Source organism: Aliiroseovarius marinus (assembly GCF_004360145.1).
Taxonomy (GTDB): Bacteria; Pseudomonadota; Alphaproteobacteria; order Rhodobacterales; family Rhodobacteraceae; genus Aliiroseovarius; species Aliiroseovarius marinus.
In genome coordinates this window covers 15,320-31,661 of the sequence record NZ_ML178712.1, presented here as the reverse complement: position 1 = coordinate 31,661, position 16,342 = coordinate 15,320, and the positions used below count along the sequence as shown (strand labels likewise).

Below are 16,342 nucleotides of genomic sequence, written 5' to 3'. Positions count from 1 at the left end.
CTTGAATATGACCACCGGGTTTCTGCACCCCGGCATCCGCATCGAAAGCGCCGAGTTGCGCATAGTCAGCCTTCCGCTGCTGACCCCTTTCGTGATTTCAACCGGCACCATGACCGCAAAAACCTTTCCGCTGCTTGTGCTCAAGGGCGAAGGGATAGAAGGCGTGGCCGAGGCGGTGATGGATCCCACCCCTGACTATCTGGAGGAAACTATTCCCGGTGCCATGGCGTTTTTACGCGACGTGCTCCTGCCCCAGATCGTAGGAAAGCGCTTTGACTCACCCTACGAGCTCCAACCCCTCCTGTCGCCCTGGCGCGGCAACCGCATGGCTAAAGCGGTGGTCGAGATGGCGTTCTGGGATCTCTGGTCCAAGAGCCTCGGCATTCCGCTGAAAGCCGCGCTCGGTGGCGCCGGGAACCATGTGGATGTGGGGGTGAGCCTTGGCATCGCTCCGATCGACACTACGCTGGAACGGGTCGCCGATGCGCTGGCACAGGGCTACAAGCGCACCAAGCTGAAAATCGCACAGGGCCATGACGTCAAGATCGTCGAGGCTGTTCGCTCTCAGTTCCCCGACATCAAGCTGACGGTGGACGCCAACACAGATTACGGATTGGCTGATCTCCCAGTGTTGCAGGCGCTGGATGAGTTTGATCTCGACTATATCGAGCAGCCTCTGGCCTTTGATGACATTCACGATCATGCCAAGGTGCAGGCGGCGCTGAAAACCGCAATCTGCCTTGACGAGAGCATCCGCAGTGCCATTGACGCACGCAAGGCGCTGGAGATCGGCGCGGCCCGGGTCATCAACATCAAGGTCGGCCGTGTCGGCGGCTTTGCAGCGGCCCGCGCCATCCACGACACCAGCGCCGCCTTTGATGCACCGGTCTGGTGTGGCGGCATGCTGGAAAGCGGCATCGGGAGAGCACACAACATCCACTTGGCAACGCTCGCCAACTTCACCAAACCCGGCGACACATCCAGCGCCAGCCGCTATTTCGAAAGGGACATCATCAATGAAGCACTCGAAGCATCAAATGGCGAAATGCCCGTCCCCGCAAACGGGCCGGGCATCGGGGTAACGCTGGATCATGATTACCTCGCCTCTGTCATCGATCATCATGAGGAAATCAGAGCATGAACATTCGGAACACGGGGCTGGTGCTACGCGAACTGAACGGTGTGGCGGAACTCAAGAATGCAGAGTTGTTCCAGAAAGAGATCTGGGGCAAGGATGATCCCCCCGACAATTCTGACATCTTGTTGGCAATCCAGCATGAAGGCGGCCTTGTGGCGGGAGCGTTCATTGATGACCGGATGCTTGGTTTCCTGTTCGGTTTCCCCACCAGCCAATGCCATGTCCAGCATTCGCACCGGCTGGCCGTCCATCCAGACAGCCGTGGCATGGGCTTGGGAGTGAAACTGAAATGGTATCAGAGAAACTGGTGTCTGGATCGCGGTATTACCCATGTACGCTGGACTTACGACCCATTGCGCCGAATCAATGCGGGGCTGAACGTCTCCCGTCTTGGCGGAACCGCAAACACCTATCACATGGATTATTATGGTCAGATGGTGGGTATCAATGCCGGAGTCCCATCAGATCGTCTGGTCATTGACTGGGATCTAAACTCTCCGCATGTGGAAGCTCTGGCAACGAGAATGGATTTGCCTCAATCCCTTCTGAGGGACGAGTCCCTTACAGTTGAAATTCCTCGGGATCTGGATGAGCTTCTTGCCTCTAATCTGGACTTGGCCATCTCCGAACGGCTCCGTGTGCGGGAAGAACTGACCTCGGCATTTGCCGAGGGCTACCGGATTTCCGGCTTCGATGCCGAGACCTGCTGTTACCTCTTGTCCAAATCCTGAGGAGCAGCGCATTTCGCCCCAAGATAAGAATTCAGGTGCTACATTCGATGCTACACATTCTGCCTACCTCTTGAAACGGTAGTGTCATGTGTGGACGGCTCCGTGTGCGCAAGGGTTAATTCAAGCTGATGGCGATCGTTTCGGGGAGCGGTCATGTTTCCGGCCTTTGAGCGCGACACAAGTGGCCTGAGGCGATCTGGGCTGAGTGGTAGGTTGAAAAAGGGGGGCGTGATCGCCTGATTGGCCGAACGAAGGGCGGCATGAACTCGAAGTTGCATGCCGTCACGGATGCCCTGGATCGCCCTTTGCGGATGGTCCTGACGGCAAGTCAGCACAGTGACTATATCGGCGCACGGGCGGCGTTGAATGAAATGCCGCAATCCTCAAAGGTGACACATATTCCCCACAGCCTCCCTCGCTCGGTTTTTATTTTCTGCTTAACCCTGTAAGGGATGAGAAAAAGGAGAGCACCATGTCCAAAGTCAGCATAATCGGGACCGATCCCGTCCTTCTGACCCAACGCCTGATCCAATGCCCGTCCGTGACGCCGGAAGAAGGGGGGGCGCTGGTGCTGCTGGAAAAGATGTTATCGGAAGCCGGGTTTGCCTGCACGCGCATCAATCGCGGTGACACGTCAAACCTGTTTGCCCGCTGGGGATCAAAAAGTGCCCGCACGCTAGGCTTCAACGGGCACACCGATGTGGTGCCGGTTGGCGATGAAAAAGCGTGGACGGTGGATCCCTTTGGCGGCGAGATCAAGGATGGGTTACTCTGGGGGCGGGGCGCAACGGACATGAAATCTGGCGTGGCCGCCTGGGTCGCAGCAGCGATTGATTACGTAGCTGAGGCCCCCGAAGATGCGTCACTGGTGATCACGATTACAGGCGACGAAGAAGGGGACGCCACTGACGGCACCGTGGCAATCCTCGACTGGATGGATGCGCAGGGGGAAACCATGACGGATTGCATCGTCGGTGAACCCACCTGCCCAAACGAGATGGGCGAGATGATAAAAATTGGGCGGCGTGGTTCGATGACTGCCTATTTCACCGCCAGTGGTATTCAGGGCCATTCGGCCTATCCGCATCGCGCCAAAAACCCGGTGCCCGCGCTGGCGCGGCTGGTGGCGGATCTGGATGCGTATGTGCTGGATGAGGGTACCGATCATTTTGATGCATCGACACTGGCAGTGACCACAATGGATGTGGGCAATCCGGCGACCAATGTCATTCCGGCGGAAGCGCGTGCGACAGTGAACATCCGCTTCAATGATGCACATACATCAGAAGACCTGACCCGCTGGCTGCGCTCGGAGGTGGATCGAGTGGCGGCGGCAACGGGGATCGAAGTTGATATACGAGTGGAGGCATCAGGCGAGAGCTTTGTCACCCCTCCCGGCGCGCTATCCGATCTGGTGGCGACATCGGTCGCAGCTGAAACCGGCCGCACCCCTGAACTGTCAACATCTGGTGGGACGTCGGATGCTCGGTTTGTTAAAAGCCATTGCCCGGTGGTGGAATTTGGGCTTGTCGGCAAAACGATGCATCAGGTTGATGAGCGCATAAATGTCGATCAGATTTGCCAGCTCAAGGCGATTTATACGCGGGTGATGCGGGATTATTTTGCCAGTTAACGGGCACCCGCGCGGGTCCTGTCAGATTTAAATGCGCGTCTACTATACCAGAGCGGAATTGGGCAGTGTCAGAAGAAACCAACTTGAGGCGGGCAGGGCGCTGAACTAGCGTCCGGCCATGTCCAAATGCTCCCCATTTCGCTATTTCAAAACCAGTCCTGAGATCATCCGCCTAGCGGTGATGTTGTACGTCAGATTCCGCCCTCAAATGGTCCTTTGTGACTGTCCGGTCACCACTGCGAAACACAACGAGTTCCCACGAAACTGGACCAAATCGAACCTTTCACCCAGATCAGCGCACATTCTCAAAATATCGAATTAGGCTCATTCCCCTTCACTATCCTCCATTCACCTCAACTGGCCCAACAAACCAATCTCGCCCATGGCATGCAAGAGGTCAGCGGTTCGACCCCGCTAGGCTCCACCATCAACCTCTTAACATGTTGATCTTGTGGAAATCCCTTGTCATTAAGGGCTTTCAGAACGTGGATGTTACAGGGAGGTGTTACAGTGGCGGCTTTGGAAAAGATGCCCGGACACCCCAGATTGTACCGTCGTAATGCCACGTACTACCACCGTGCTGCCATCCCAAGAGACATCGCAGCAACCTATCCTAAGAGCGAAGAGACGTTCTCGCTTAAGACAAAGGACTACCAAGAAGCCCTGAGGTTGGTGCGTGTTGCCGCCGTAGAAGTGGACAGGCGTTTTGCTGCACATCGCAGAAGGCAAGCTAGTGTAGCGCAACCAGAGCTAACTCCAGAGCAGCTGCAGAAAATCCACGACGAGTATTATCGCCACTTGTTGGAAGAGGATGAGGAAAACCGCCTCGCTGGCTTTGCAGGTTACACAGCGGCGAAGTCCTTCGATGATGCTCAGGCGTTAAACGAGGACTTGGCAGCTGAAACGCGGCGACAATATGCGCGAGGGGAGGCGGACGAGTTCTTCTATGGGGAAGCAGAAGATGTGCTGGCGTGGGATGGTATCGACATCAATCTGACACCCGACTCTCCCTCTTGGGTTCGTCTGGTCCGTACATTGCACGAAGCAAGCCTAAGAGCCGCTGAGGCAATCAGTGAGCGTTTTCAGGGGCAAATAGTAGAAACACCACCTGACGCAACGGGGAGCGCAACTGCAGACCACTCAGGGCCGCGATTGTCTGTGTTGTTTGCGGAACGGGAAGAGGAAGCCCAGCGCACCGGAAAATGGTCTCCCAAGCTCCTAGACGACTACCGACAATGGACTGAGCTGTTCATTGAGCTTGCGGGCGACCGCCCAATACTAAGTTACAAAAAGCCTGACGCGCGGGAGTTCAAGAATGTGTTGATGAGCTTGCCTAGCAACAGGAACAAGCGTCGGCAGACAAAAGGGCTGTCTGCGATGGAAGCCGTTGAGGCGGGAAAAGCGTACGACCTGCCGACGCTTTCTGTCAGTACAATCAACAAGGCGCTGGGGAGATTGCAGGCAACATGGGAATGGGCATCTAAGCAGTTGGACGAGGAGGTCTTAGACATCTTCGGGCCGATGAAGTTGGACACAAACGGCAATGCAAGAGGTGAGGCGGACCCGTTCAGCACGGCACAGCTGCAGGCAATCTTCAGCAGTCCCATTTACTCAGGGTGCAGATCAACGAGGCTCAGGGCAGAACCCGGCGATACAGACATGAGTGGGACGAGTTGGTATTGGTTGCCTCTGTTGGGCCTCTGGACCGGGGCAAGGTTGAACGAACTTTGCCAGCTTGGGATTGATGATGTCGCAGAAGAGAATGGCATATGGTTCCTACGCCTGCGTGAAGGCGACGATACGCAACGCATCAAGGGCGGTAAGAAGCGTAATGTGCCGCTTCACCCTGAGCTAATCCGTCTTGGTTTCATCGACTACGTGGAAGAGAAGCGGAGGGCGCGGAAGGACCGGGTTTTCCCACGCCTCAAGCTCGATGCGAAGGGATACTACTCAGGACAGCCGTCCAAGGACTTCAGTGCATATATTGCCAAACTAGGAACTAAAACCGACAAGACATCGTTCCATTCCTTCCGGCACAACTTCAAAGACGCTTGTCGGCATGCGGGGATCAACCCAGACATCAACGACATCCTGCTCGGACACGCACTGCCGGGAATGGCTGGCAGATACGGAGACGGCAACATCCCTCTGCACCGCCTTTACGAAGCCATGTGTAAGGTTGAATACTCTGGCTTATCGCTACAGCATATCAAGGGCTATCAACGGGTCAGATCAGCCTAAGAAAGCACTATAGAACACCTGAAGCCCTAACTGAGAGCGCCCCTGCTACCATTAGGAACCACCATCCAACATTGGGGTCCACCATTGCAGAAGAGCAGCATGGAAACTGAGGTGACGGCCTCGGAGCAACGCCGTGCTGATCTCTTCGGCTGGTCCGTAGCTTTTGCCTTGGGTTTCCGTGGACGAGGTGATCTCGCTTCTGGAGGCCTGAGGTGGAGCTGATGCCGTAGCTAGGGTGTGCAGCCTCAGGGTGTGCAAATTGCACAGGCAAGGACCAGCAGTCTGGACACAGCCGAAGAACGGAAACCAATCAATGACAGCAAGAAATCACGGGGGGCCATCCCCCAAACGAAAGCGCCTGCCCATCGCTGCGCTACAAACAGACCCAATGACATTCCAGTTTCGCGAACAGGAACTGACACCCCACCATGTGGACGATCTCGTAGACGCGCTCAAGGCTGGCAAAGAACTCGATCCAATGACGGCATGGGTAGATCAGGAGGGGCGCTACATCGTAACCGACGGCCACCATCGTCTCGCCGCGTATCAAGCTGTTGATTGGCAGGGGAAGGTTCTGGTCGAGGTCTACACATGCGACCGCGCAGAGGCTCGCCTTCTTGCCCTCGCAGAGAATGCTAAGGCCCGCTTGCCAATGACACACACGGCTAAAGCGAATGCTGCATGGGCGTTGGTGTGCGATGAGTTCGCCTACAGCAAACGGCAGATCGTCGATGCAACCGGCATTAGCAACGGCACAGTGGCGACAATGCGGCGAGTGAAGAAGCTCTTGGATGCGGAGGACGAAGGTCTCCCTGAAGACTGGAAGCAGGCCCTACGAGCAAGCCAAGGCAAGGAGCCAAGGGAGATGACCGACGACATGGCGGAGGCGATGATCCAACACCGTACCAAGCAACTAGACGACTTGGTCGGAAAACACATCGGTCACATGGCTGAATTGCAGTGGGAAGCCATTGCTCGGATGCTGGAGCGGCGCATGGGGCAGAAGATACGCTATCTTGTCGAGGAGTGGCGGGACGACGAAGAAGAGGACGATCTTCCATTCTAACTGGAGCTGGTTTGGGCCACAAATTTCTGAGCGGTCTATCTATAATGTTATGATGCGTTTTCTCCCCCTGTAGGCGGGCGCAGGAGCGTGTAGGGAGGCTTTCATGGGGTGGAGGGGCCAGCCGATGAGACAGCCCCTCAGCGCCCGTCCTAGCCCCTCTCAGCGGCCAGCACCGGGGAGGGTGTAAGGTAGACCCTCAGGCTACCACAGCACAGTAGTAGTTCCTTCCCGCAGGGGGACGACAGCACCTCGACAGCGAGCCGGGGCTTGGTGACTGTGTTGCGCTGGGCGTAGATGCGACCGATGAACGGGAGGGTGAGTTGGATGAAGTTGGTCATATGTGCGTGTCCATAGCTGTAAGAACGACGCAAGGCTCTGATAACCAATGCCAATCTGCATGGATCGCCTTGCTCTCACTGATGCCATGGAAGGGCGGAGAAGACTCTGCGACATTCTGACTCATGGAGGGGATGGGAGGCCTTTGTCCGTAGGGGTATGGTTTTACGTACACATCAGTGGCTCTTACTGGCTTCAATGAAAATAGGTGTCCGTAGAGTTGACTAATCTCAACGTACGCAATAACAACGTACAGTACCCAAACGGACACATGAGGACGCCATGAGCAAGACCATACTGTACGCACGAGTCTCAACTACAGACCAAACCCTTGACCACCAGAAAGACCAAGCAGAGGCCGCAGGCTTTGTGATCGACGAGGTGGTGGCTGACCATGGGGTCTCAGGCGTCAGCACGACGCTACAGGAGCGACCAGAGGGGAAGCGGCTGTACGACAAGCTCCGCCACGGTGACACGCTTGTGGTCCGCTGGGTGGACCGTCTGGGCCGTAACTATCAAGATGTCACTGACACGATACGTCACTTCATGCGACAGGGTGTGGTGGTGAAGACAGTGATCAACGGTCTGACCTTCGACGGGGCAACGCAAGACCCAATGCAGGAGGCTGTACGCGACGCTCTTATCGCCTTTATGGCCGCGACGGCGCAGGCACAGGCGGAAGCCACGAAGGAGGCCCAGAAGGCAGGCATAGTGGCTGCGAAGCAGGATGGCACCAAGTACCGTGGGAAGAAGCCAAGCTATGACAGGAAGGCGCTGGGCGAGGTCATGGACATGCTAGGAAATGGGGCAGGAGCTTCAGAGATTGCTAACACGGTCGAAGTGCGTGTGGAGGAAGGCGGGGAGTGGAAAGCGCGGAAGCTGACGCGGCAGACCGTCCTACGGATCAAGAAAGACCCGGCAGCAGCTGAAGAAGTCTTGAGCAAGTGGGGGATGTAGGGAGGCGTAAGGGTGCAGAGCGCAATGGCCCTTGCAATCATCTACCTTTTCCATTTCTCTCGCATTTGTAATTCGCGTCATAGCTGAAAGGACTGGAAAAACAATGGCTAGAGCAGTGATAATCTTTGGGTGGATCGTTCTCGGACTAGGCGTTGCATTGGTGTTGCTCGGCCTAGCAGGTATCGCAATGAATGATGGTATTTGGGCAGCAATCCAGATGCTCAGCCCGTTCAATGTGATGAACTTCATCGCAACAGTTATCACCCTTGCCCCCGGTATTGCTTTGATCACTTGGGGGCAGAAGCTCAAGGAAAAGCAACGCAGACAAGGCAACTAGGGGCGGCAACATGTGGAAGCTGATAGGCAGAACTTTGATCGTGGCCGTAGGCGTATAAAGATGTTACAGAGACGTGTACCATTTGCCACTATGGCGAACTGGTAAGCGCTTGAAATATAAGGACTGCGTCAATTGTAACTCGCTCCCGCTAGGCTCCACCAAATCTCTTTCCAATATTCGATAATGGTTTGAACCTGTTACACGGTATCTGCTTACCATTCGCGAACTGTGTCACCATTTTGCATGCAGTCCTGTGTCACCTCTGTGTCACTCGGTTTGGGTGACAAATGCGAGGACAGCTCTAAAGCAGGTATTTGAATTGATCGCAGCGAATGGTTGGCTTGAGCCCATAGTGCCGACTGCTGCGATCGGCGCGAACGTTCGGTTTAGGAACAAAACTGACCTAAAAAGAATCTGATCTCGCGGACGCGGATCAATACCCTACTTTGCAAGGGATATTTCTAAAACATCCTCAAGCAAGTGCCGTTTTTGAGGGAGATGCCGTGGAATCGCGGGGGATTACTCGGAGTTCGTAGTTTGTCGACGTTGTGTCCGCGTGATCTCCATCGACGGCGTCTGCGATTTGCTTTGCGGCCAAAGCGCCAATTCGCTTGGCTGGAATGCGAATGGTGGAAAGTGACGGTTCGATTTCAGCCGAGCCTTTGAAATCGCCGATCCCCATAATTGACAGTTCGGTTGGCACAGTGATGTTATTGTGTTTGGCCGCGTAAAGCACGCCCTGAGCAATAATGTCATTGCCGCACAGAATGGCCGTAGGGTACGGGGATTGTGCCAGTAGGGGCAGGCAGGCTCGTTTTGCATCCGCAATGCTATAGGGTGCTTCCAATTGCCAATCGTCTGGTATCGTGATCTGTTCACGCCCTATCTCGGAAAGAGCACCGTGCAGCCGGTCGCGGGCACGGTCATTCCCCGTCGGATTTGGAAAGATCAGACCAATGTCACGATGGCCAAGATCCAGTAGGTGACGTGCAGCCAATCGCCCGGCCTCTGAGTTCTGAGCGCCGACGCAGGACAATCGTGCATCGTCGCTATAGTTCCAGATTGCTACGGTCGGGACGCACTGTTGTGCGATTAGTTGATAGGTGGCCTCGGAATGATCCAAACCGATCAGCGCCAGCCCATCGACACGGTGCTCCATTAGCTTACGCAGCATGTTGTATTCGCGATCCAGATCGAAACTATGCGATGCAATAAGCATCGTGAAACCGCGCTGATCCAGCCCATCGGAGAAAGACTGGATCAATTCGGCGAAGATTGCGTTGTCTATGGTCGGCACCACAAGCCCGATTGTGCCGCTTCGCCGCCCATGCATAACCTGGGCCGCGCGATTGCGAATGTAGCCCAGTTTCTTTACTGCCTTTTCGATCTTTTTCCGAGTCGCCGGCTTCAGCAACTCCGGGTGGTTAAAGCTTCTGGAAACCGTTGAGATGGAAACGCCAGCCACCTTTGCGACATCGACAATATCCGGCTTACCCTTTTGTTTATAAGACATAAAACTGGCCTTCGCTGGGTCAAAAATGAAAACATTTGCAAAACTATTTTCATCTCTTAGCCTACAATGTCAACACGCGATCAAACACAGGATTACACCGTGGAATTTCTGTACTACTTCGGAGATGTCTTCACCCCGATCTCGTTCGGGTTGCTGCTTCTGGGAACGATCGGCGGGCTTATTCTGGGTGCGACGCCCGGCTTGTCGCCAACAATGGCCGTCGCCCTTCTGATCCCGTTTACGTTCCACTTGGCCCCCGTTCAGGGCCTGATCCTACTGGGTGCGGCCTATACCTCCACGGTGGCGGGCGGCGCGGTTAGTGCGATCCTTTTGAAGATCCCAGGCGCACCTGCAAACATCGCAACGACGTTGGATGGCCACACCATGGCAAAGCAGGGCAAGGGCGCGCAAGCGCTTCAGCTAAGCTTCCTTGCCTCGGCTGTTGGTGGTGTGATTGGCGTGCTGCTGTTGATCTTCCTGACACCTGTTTTGGCGCAATGGGCGCTGGCCTTTGGCCCCAGCCATCTGTTCTGGTTGGCGATCCTTGGTGTTACGGTCATCGGGTCGCTGGACAGCGCGTCGGTGGTGAAAGGGCTGCTGTCTGGTTGCATCGGCCTGTGGCTTGCGACCATTGGGTTTGACGACATCATGGGCGCACAGCGGTTCATCTTCCACCCGGCGCTGGGCGGCGGCATCAACATCATCGCCGCGTTGATCGGGCTTTTTGCCATTCCCCAAGTTCTGACCATGTTTGCCAAAGGGCGCAACGCGGCGAATGCCGAGGTGATTGACGTCGAGAAGCATTCGATCATGGATGCCGTGCGCGAGCTTTTGCGTCGCCCGAAAGCGCTGAGCATCGGAACCATCACCGGGTCGGTCATTGGCCTTATTCCTGGTGTCGGTGGCCAGATTGCGGGTCTTGTCGCTTATGACCAGACCAAGAAATTCAGCTCGGAACGTGAGAAATTTGGGAAGGGTCACAGCGAAGGGGTGATCGCGGCGGAAAGCGCGAACAACGCGATGGTGGGGCCCAGCCTTGTGCCGCTTCTGACGCTGTCGATCCCCGGTTCGCCCACGGCGGCGGTACTGTTGGGCGGCCTTCTGATCCACGGGATTTTCCCGGGCACCGACCTGTTTGACAACCACCCGGACGTGGCATGGACCTTCATCAACTCGATGCTGATCGGACAGGTTCTGATGTGCCTCTTCGGCCTTTACGTTGCTGGCCTTGCTGCCCGCGTTGCACAGGTGCCGCAAAGCGTCATGGCCGCCGTCGTGCTTGGGCTGGCGGTTTTCGGCAGCTACTCGGTCCAATCCAGTATGGGTGATGTGTACGTCATGGCCACGCTCGGCGTCATGATGTACTTCCTCGAACGTTTCGGCTTCTCGGCCGCGCCTTTGGTGCTTGGCCTGATCCTTGGCCCGATCGCCGAAGCGAACTTCATCCAAGGATCGATGATTGCAGGGGCCACCGATGGGATGGCCAGCTACTTCCTGACTGGTGCGCTTAACATCGTCCTGATCGCCATCGTGATCGCCTCGATCGCCTATTCGGTTTGGATGGAACTTCGCAGCCGCCGCTACACATCAAAAGAGGAGATCATGGCATGAGCTACGTCAGTCTTCCACGCGTTCAGCACATCGTGGCATCCGGCTTTATCGCCGCCGTCGGGATGTGGGTGGCGTGGGTCAGCTATACCCAACAACCCGCCGAGGCATTCCTGTTTCCCCGCTTGATCTCGACTGTCTTTGTCGTTCTGGCCGTGTGGACGTTTGTCAAAGCGATCCTTGGCTGGACCAAGGTCGGGCACGGCGTTTCGCGCAGGGATTTTGTCTGGCTGCTGCCGGGTCTGATCATTGCGCTGATCTATATCTTCTGGGCCGCAAAGGCGGTGGGTTTCTACACCGCCGGCACAATCGCCTTCTTCATGCTGCTCAGTTTCTACGACCCTGCACCACATGGCGAAGCCAAAACCTGGATCAAGCGCGTGACCATAACCGCCGGGTTTCTGGCCGTGATGTACGGGCTCTTCGCCATGTTGCTCAAGGTTTACACACCACGAGAGATCTTTTTCTGAATGAGACCGCGCAAAGCGGCAAATGCACATCCAAGGGAGGATATGAAATGAAACATCTATTGGCAGGCGCCGCGCTGGCGCTGATGTCCCTGACCGGAGGCGCAGCCACCGCCGAGGACTATCCTGAACGACCCATCATGATGATGGTAAGTTACGGTGCGGGCGGCGCCACCGATTTCCAGGCGCGCATCGTTACCATGACGGCGGGCAATGAAGATGCGCTGGGGATGCCCATTGCAATCATCAACAAACCAGGTGCGGGTGGTCGCGTCGGCTGGAACTGGTTTGCAACTCAAGCCGAGGCCGATGGCTACACGCTCGCCGCCTACAACATTCCGCACTTCATCGCGCAGTCGATCAAAGGTGGTGTCGAGTATTCCGCAGACAGCTTTGAACCGATTGCGAATTGGGGCGCGGACCCTGCGGTCTTCGTCGTGGCTAAAGACAGCCCGATGAACTCGATGGAAGACGTTGTGAACTACGCCAAAGAAAACCCGGGAAAATTGACCTTCTCGGGTGCTGGCTTGTTTGTGGGACACCACATCGCGGCGCTACAGCTCGAGAAAGCTTCAGGCGTGAAAATGGCCTACATCCCGACCAAAGGCGGCGGTGCGGCAGCCATGAAAGCTGTGATTGCGGGTGACGTCATGGGCGGTGTGAACAACCTGTCCGATGCGTTCCGCGCGCAGGAAGCTGGCAACGTCAAAATCCTTGGCGTGTTCGATCTGGAACGCAACGCGTTCCTGCCGGACGTCCCGACGCTGAAAGAACAGGGCTATGACATCGACAACGCCAGCGTGAACTTCCGCGGTGTGATGGTGCCCAAAGGCACCCCGCAAGAGGTGATCGATAAACTGGCCGCATCCGTGCCTGAGATGTTCAAGAACGCGCGCGTGGCCAGCAAAATGAAGGCCGGTGGCTCACCCATGCACATCATGACCCGTGAAGAGGTTCAGGCCATGTGGGCGGCCCGTCAGGAAACTCTGCAAGAGCTTCTGGCAGGTCTTTAACAAGTAGAGCAGTACCAACGGATAGGGCGGATGGCGCCCTATCCACTTCAGTAGGATTTTCGTGATGAATGCACATGATGATGTAGCCCAAGTAAGCGCGATTGTGGCCCGTGCGCGTGCCGCCCAAAAAGCTTACGAGACTGGCGCCAACCAAGCACGATATGACCGTGCAGCCGAAGCTGCGGCTTGGGCGATCATGGAGCCTTCACGTAATAAGGCCTTGGCCGAGCTTGCGGTCGAAACGACCGGGCTTGGCAATGTGCCCGACAAGATCATCAAGAACCATCGCAAAACCCTTGGCCTGATGCGCGACATCAAGGGCGTGAAAACGCATGGGATCATCAGCGATGACAGATCCACCGGCATCACCGAGATCGCTCGCCCTATCGGGGTGATTGGCGCTGTGGTCCCATCAACAAATCCGGCGGCGACGCCCGCCAACAACATCATTAACGCATTGAAGTGTGGCAACGCAGTGGTTGTCGCCCCGTCACCAAAAGGTGTGGCGAGCTGCGAGCTGCTTCTGTCCTACATTCACGCCGAATTTGATAAGCTGGGGCTGGATCATGATCTGGTCCAAATGATCCCAGCGCCGGGCTCCAAAGCCAAGACGCAGGCGATGATGGAACTAAGCGACCGTGTGATCTGCACTGGCAGCCAGAACAACGTCCATCGCGCGCAAACTTGCGGCACGCCCGCCGTGGCCGTTGGCGCAGGCAACGTGACCGTGATCGTTGACGAGACTGCCGATCTGACCGCAGCGGCGCAGAAGATCACTGCATCCAAGACGTTCGACAATGCGACCTCCTGTTCATCCGAGAACTCGATGATCGTTGTGGATGCGATCTATGATGACTTCATCGCTGCATTGGCCAAAGAAGGTGGCGCACTGGTGAAGGACGAAGCACAAATCGTCGCGAAGCTCTGGCCTGATGGGCATCTGAACCGAGAAGTCATTGCGCAGGATGCCAACAAGATGATCCAGGCGCTGGGCTTGTCTGGTCAGGTGCCGGACGACACCAAGTTCCTTGCCGTCGAAACACAAGGCATCGGCGCGGACCATCCGCTATCAGGTGAAAAACTCAGCCGTGTCGCGGCCTTGTATCGTGCGACGGATTATGACGATGCGCAGGCCATAGCGACCCGTATTCTTGACTATCAAGGGGCGGGGCATTCCATCGGCATTCACACCGCTGACGACGCACGCGCCGTGGCGCTGGGCGCGTCGATGCCGACCTGCCGGGTCATCGTCAATCAAGCGCACACGTTCGCGACAGGAGGCTCGTTCAACAACGGTATGCCCTTCTCGCTTTCGATGGGGTGTGGCAGTTGGGGAGGCAATGCGATTGATGAAAACCTGCATTGGAAGCACTTCATCCAAAGCACCAAGATCGTTCGCCAGATCCCACCTGTTGAACCCGAAGTTGAAGACATCTTCGCGGACTACTGGGATGACGCAGGCAAATGAGGGTAGATGATCATACGCCCCCCAGCGGCACCGTTCGCGACTGGCTGGACAACCGGGCATGTATCGTTGGTGATCGCAACGCCTATCTGTTTTTCGACGGGGAACCCGCGCTTACGTGGTCTGGCTTGCAAGGCAAGGCGCGGCAGTTGGCCGGACAATTGACGGCACTAGGGCTGGAAAAAGGGGCCAGCCTCGCGATTCTCCAACCAAACGGGCGCGAGGCGCTCGAATGCCTTTATGGCGCGCTTTACGGCGGATTTCGCGCGACGGTGATCAACCTTGTCGCTGGAGACGAGGCCATTGGATATGCGCTGGACCATTGCGAGGCGCGCATCGCGCTTGTTGGTGACGGTCAGCTGGAGTTGTTCGAACGTGTTCGTCCCAAGGGGATGTCTCGGTTCGCTCCCACTCGCATCGACGAGGCTCAGGACATGCACCCGCTAGGCCCCGAAGATGACGCGCTGCTCATGTATACGTCGGGCACGACCGGCCGTCCCAAGGGCGTTGTGCATAGCCACTCAAGCTTGCTGGCTGGCGGCTGGACGCCCACTGTGGCCCACAAGTTGACGCCAGAGGATCGTGGCCTTTGCGTGCTTCCGATTTATCATATCAACGGGCTATGCGTGACCGTCTTGAGCGCGCTGGTTTCGGGCGGATCATTGGCTGTGTCCGAGAAGTTTTCGGCAAGCAAATTCTGGGACCAATGCGAAACGGCGAAGGTGACGTGGTTCTCGGTTGTGCCGACGATCATCTCTCATCTACTGCATTCGGACATCACCCCCTCATCAGAAACCCGTGCACGTCTGCGTTTTGGACGTTCTGCCTCGTCCCCTTTGTCGCCAGATGTTCAAACCGCGTTTGAAGCCCGGTTCGAGGTTCCAATCGTCGAGACGATGGGGCTGACGGAAACCGCCGCGCAAATCCTGTCTAACCCTTTGCCACCGGGCGTCCGCAAGATCGGGTCGCCGGGAAAGGCCTATGGGAACGAGGCCTGCATTCTGTCAGCCGACCTAAAGCCCCTGCCGCCTAACACCAAAGGCGAGATTGCAGTACGCGGTCCCAATGTGATGCGCGAATACCTGAAGAACCCCGAGGCCACACATGACACGTTCACGCCCGACGGATGGCTGCGCACAGGTGACCTCGGGCACGTGGATGAAGACGGTTATTTCTTCGTAACGGGCCGCCTGAAAGAGCTGATTATCAAGGGTGGTGAAAACATTGCCCCGCGCGAAATCGACGAAGCGCTCTATTCGCACCCGGATGTGATCGAAGCCGCCGCCTTCGCACGACCATGCAAAGTGTATGGCGAACGCGTGGAAGCCGCAGTCAAGTTGAGCCCAGGATCAAGCGCATCCACCGATCAACTCTTGGAGCTTTGCGTAGAGAGGTTGGGCGCGTTCAAATCACCTGACAAGATATATTTACTGAATGATCTTCCAAAGGGGCCATCGGGCAAGATCCAAAGGATCAAGCTGCCTGCGCTGACTGGCTGAAGGTTCGCCTGTCGTCTGTGTACGAAGTCGACAGGCATGAGCTTTGAATTTCCACTCATGTAGTAAAGTCAAATGGTCCCCCTGAAATAACTTGTAAAACATTCTAAGGGCCTTAGCTGACATTGGAGCAAGAGTAGCCAACGACGGCTACGTCCCGCGAACTGGTCGTTGGTTCCGAACGCAGATAGTGACCGCTTTCTTCCCTTTTGATTAAAACGCATGGAGAAAGGTAGGCCTCCAGCCCCATCTCCCCGCCCCCGGGGAGGGGCCACGGAGCCCCCTGAGACATGCCCCAGCTATCTACCCACCCGGGCGGTCTCTGCGTGCCTCCCCGGGCT

At 56.4% G+C, this 16,342-nt stretch carries 13 protein-coding genes and 2 pseudogenes; 14 read left to right on the top strand and 1 reads right to left on the bottom strand.

From position 1 onward, the window contains the following. The first annotated feature begins 7 nt into the window (after positions 1–7). From menC to EOL43_RS00095, 9 genes and pseudogenes are all read left to right on the top strand, one after another. Complete coding sequence (gene menC, locus EOL43_RS00130) at positions 8–1,141, top strand: o-succinylbenzoate synthase (RefSeq protein ID WP_133484772.1); 1,134 nt, start codon at positions 8–10, stop codon at positions 1,139–1,141. Then, a complete protein-coding gene (locus tag EOL43_RS00125; RefSeq protein WP_133484771.1) occupies positions 1,138–1,869 on the top strand; it encodes a GNAT family N-acetyltransferase in 732 nt (243 codons plus the stop codon). Before menC ends, EOL43_RS00125 begins: the two co-directional genes overlap by 4 nt. Before the next feature lie 215 nt (positions 1,870–2,084). Then, positions 2,085–2,252: pseudogene (locus tag EOL43_RS15460) on the top strand (IS5/IS1182 family transposase); the annotation flags it as partial. 107 nt (positions 2,253–2,359) lie between these two features. Beyond that, positions 2,360–3,502 carry a succinyl-diaminopimelate desuccinylase gene (dapE, locus tag EOL43_RS00120; RefSeq protein ID WP_166636187.1) on the top strand — a complete coding sequence of 381 codons (1,143 nt, stop codon included), beginning with the start codon at positions 2,360–2,362 and terminating at the stop codon, positions 3,500–3,502. Positions 3,503–3,620: 118 nt separating this feature from the next. Further along, positions 3,621–3,701: pseudogene (locus tag EOL43_RS15455) on the top strand (IS6 family transposase); the annotation flags it as partial. Between the two features lie 311 nt (positions 3,702–4,012). Then, the gene (locus EOL43_RS00110; protein WP_166636173.1) at positions 4,013–5,743 is read left to right on the top strand and encodes a DUF6538 domain-containing protein; all 1,731 of its coding nucleotides are present in this window, start codon (positions 4,013–4,015) and stop codon (positions 5,741–5,743) included. A 313-nt stretch (positions 5,744–6,056) separates the two neighbouring features. Further along, positions 6,057–6,809: a ParB/RepB/Spo0J family partition protein gene (locus tag EOL43_RS00105; RefSeq protein ID WP_133484768.1), complete on the top strand. Its 753-nt coding sequence runs from the start codon at positions 6,057–6,059 to the stop codon at positions 6,807–6,809. Between the two features lie 618 nt (positions 6,810–7,427). Then, positions 7,428–8,102, top strand: a complete 675-nt coding sequence (locus EOL43_RS00100) for a recombinase family protein (RefSeq protein ID WP_133484767.1) — start codon at positions 7,428–7,430, stop codon at positions 8,100–8,102. A 103-nt stretch (positions 8,103–8,205) separates the two neighbouring features. Next, positions 8,206–8,439, top strand: a complete 234-nt coding sequence (locus tag EOL43_RS00095; RefSeq protein WP_133484766.1) for a hypothetical protein — start codon at positions 8,206–8,208, stop codon at positions 8,437–8,439. A gap of 472 nt (positions 8,440–8,911) precedes the next feature. On the opposite strand, the gene EOL43_RS00090 is transcribed toward EOL43_RS00095, so the two are convergent. After that, on the bottom strand, positions 8,912–9,952 hold the full coding sequence (locus tag EOL43_RS00090) for a LacI family DNA-binding transcriptional regulator (protein ID WP_133484765.1): 1,041 nt from the start codon (positions 9,950–9,952) through the stop codon (positions 8,912–8,914). A gap of 99 nt (positions 9,953–10,051) precedes the next feature. On the opposite strand from EOL43_RS00090, the gene EOL43_RS00085 reads away from it, so the two are divergent. The 5 genes from EOL43_RS00085 to EOL43_RS00065 all read left to right on the top strand — a co-directional run bounded on the left by EOL43_RS00085 (position 10,052) and on the right by EOL43_RS00065 (position 16,004). Further along, a complete protein-coding gene (locus EOL43_RS00085) occupies positions 10,052–11,563 on the top strand; it encodes a tripartite tricarboxylate transporter permease (RefSeq protein WP_133484764.1) in 1,512 nt (503 codons plus the stop codon). Further along, complete coding sequence (locus EOL43_RS00080; RefSeq protein ID WP_133484763.1) at positions 11,560–12,030, top strand: tripartite tricarboxylate transporter TctB family protein; 471 nt, start codon at positions 11,560–11,562, stop codon at positions 12,028–12,030. The genes EOL43_RS00085 and EOL43_RS00080 overlap by 4 nt, the downstream gene beginning before the upstream one ends. 47 nt (positions 12,031–12,077) lie before the next feature. After that, complete coding sequence (locus EOL43_RS00075) at positions 12,078–13,040, top strand: tripartite tricarboxylate transporter substrate binding protein (protein ID WP_133484762.1); 963 nt, start codon at positions 12,078–12,080, stop codon at positions 13,038–13,040. A gap of 64 nt (positions 13,041–13,104) precedes the next feature. Next, complete coding sequence (gene sauS / locus EOL43_RS00070; protein ID WP_133484761.1) at positions 13,105–14,508, top strand: acylating sulfoacetaldehyde dehydrogenase; 1,404 nt, start codon at positions 13,105–13,107, stop codon at positions 14,506–14,508. Further along, entirely contained in the window at positions 14,505–16,004 is a 1,500-nt protein-coding gene (locus EOL43_RS00065) for an AMP-binding protein (protein WP_133484760.1), read from the top strand. The genes sauS and EOL43_RS00065 overlap by 4 nt, the downstream gene beginning before the upstream one ends. Positions 16,005–16,342 lie beyond the last annotated feature (338 nt).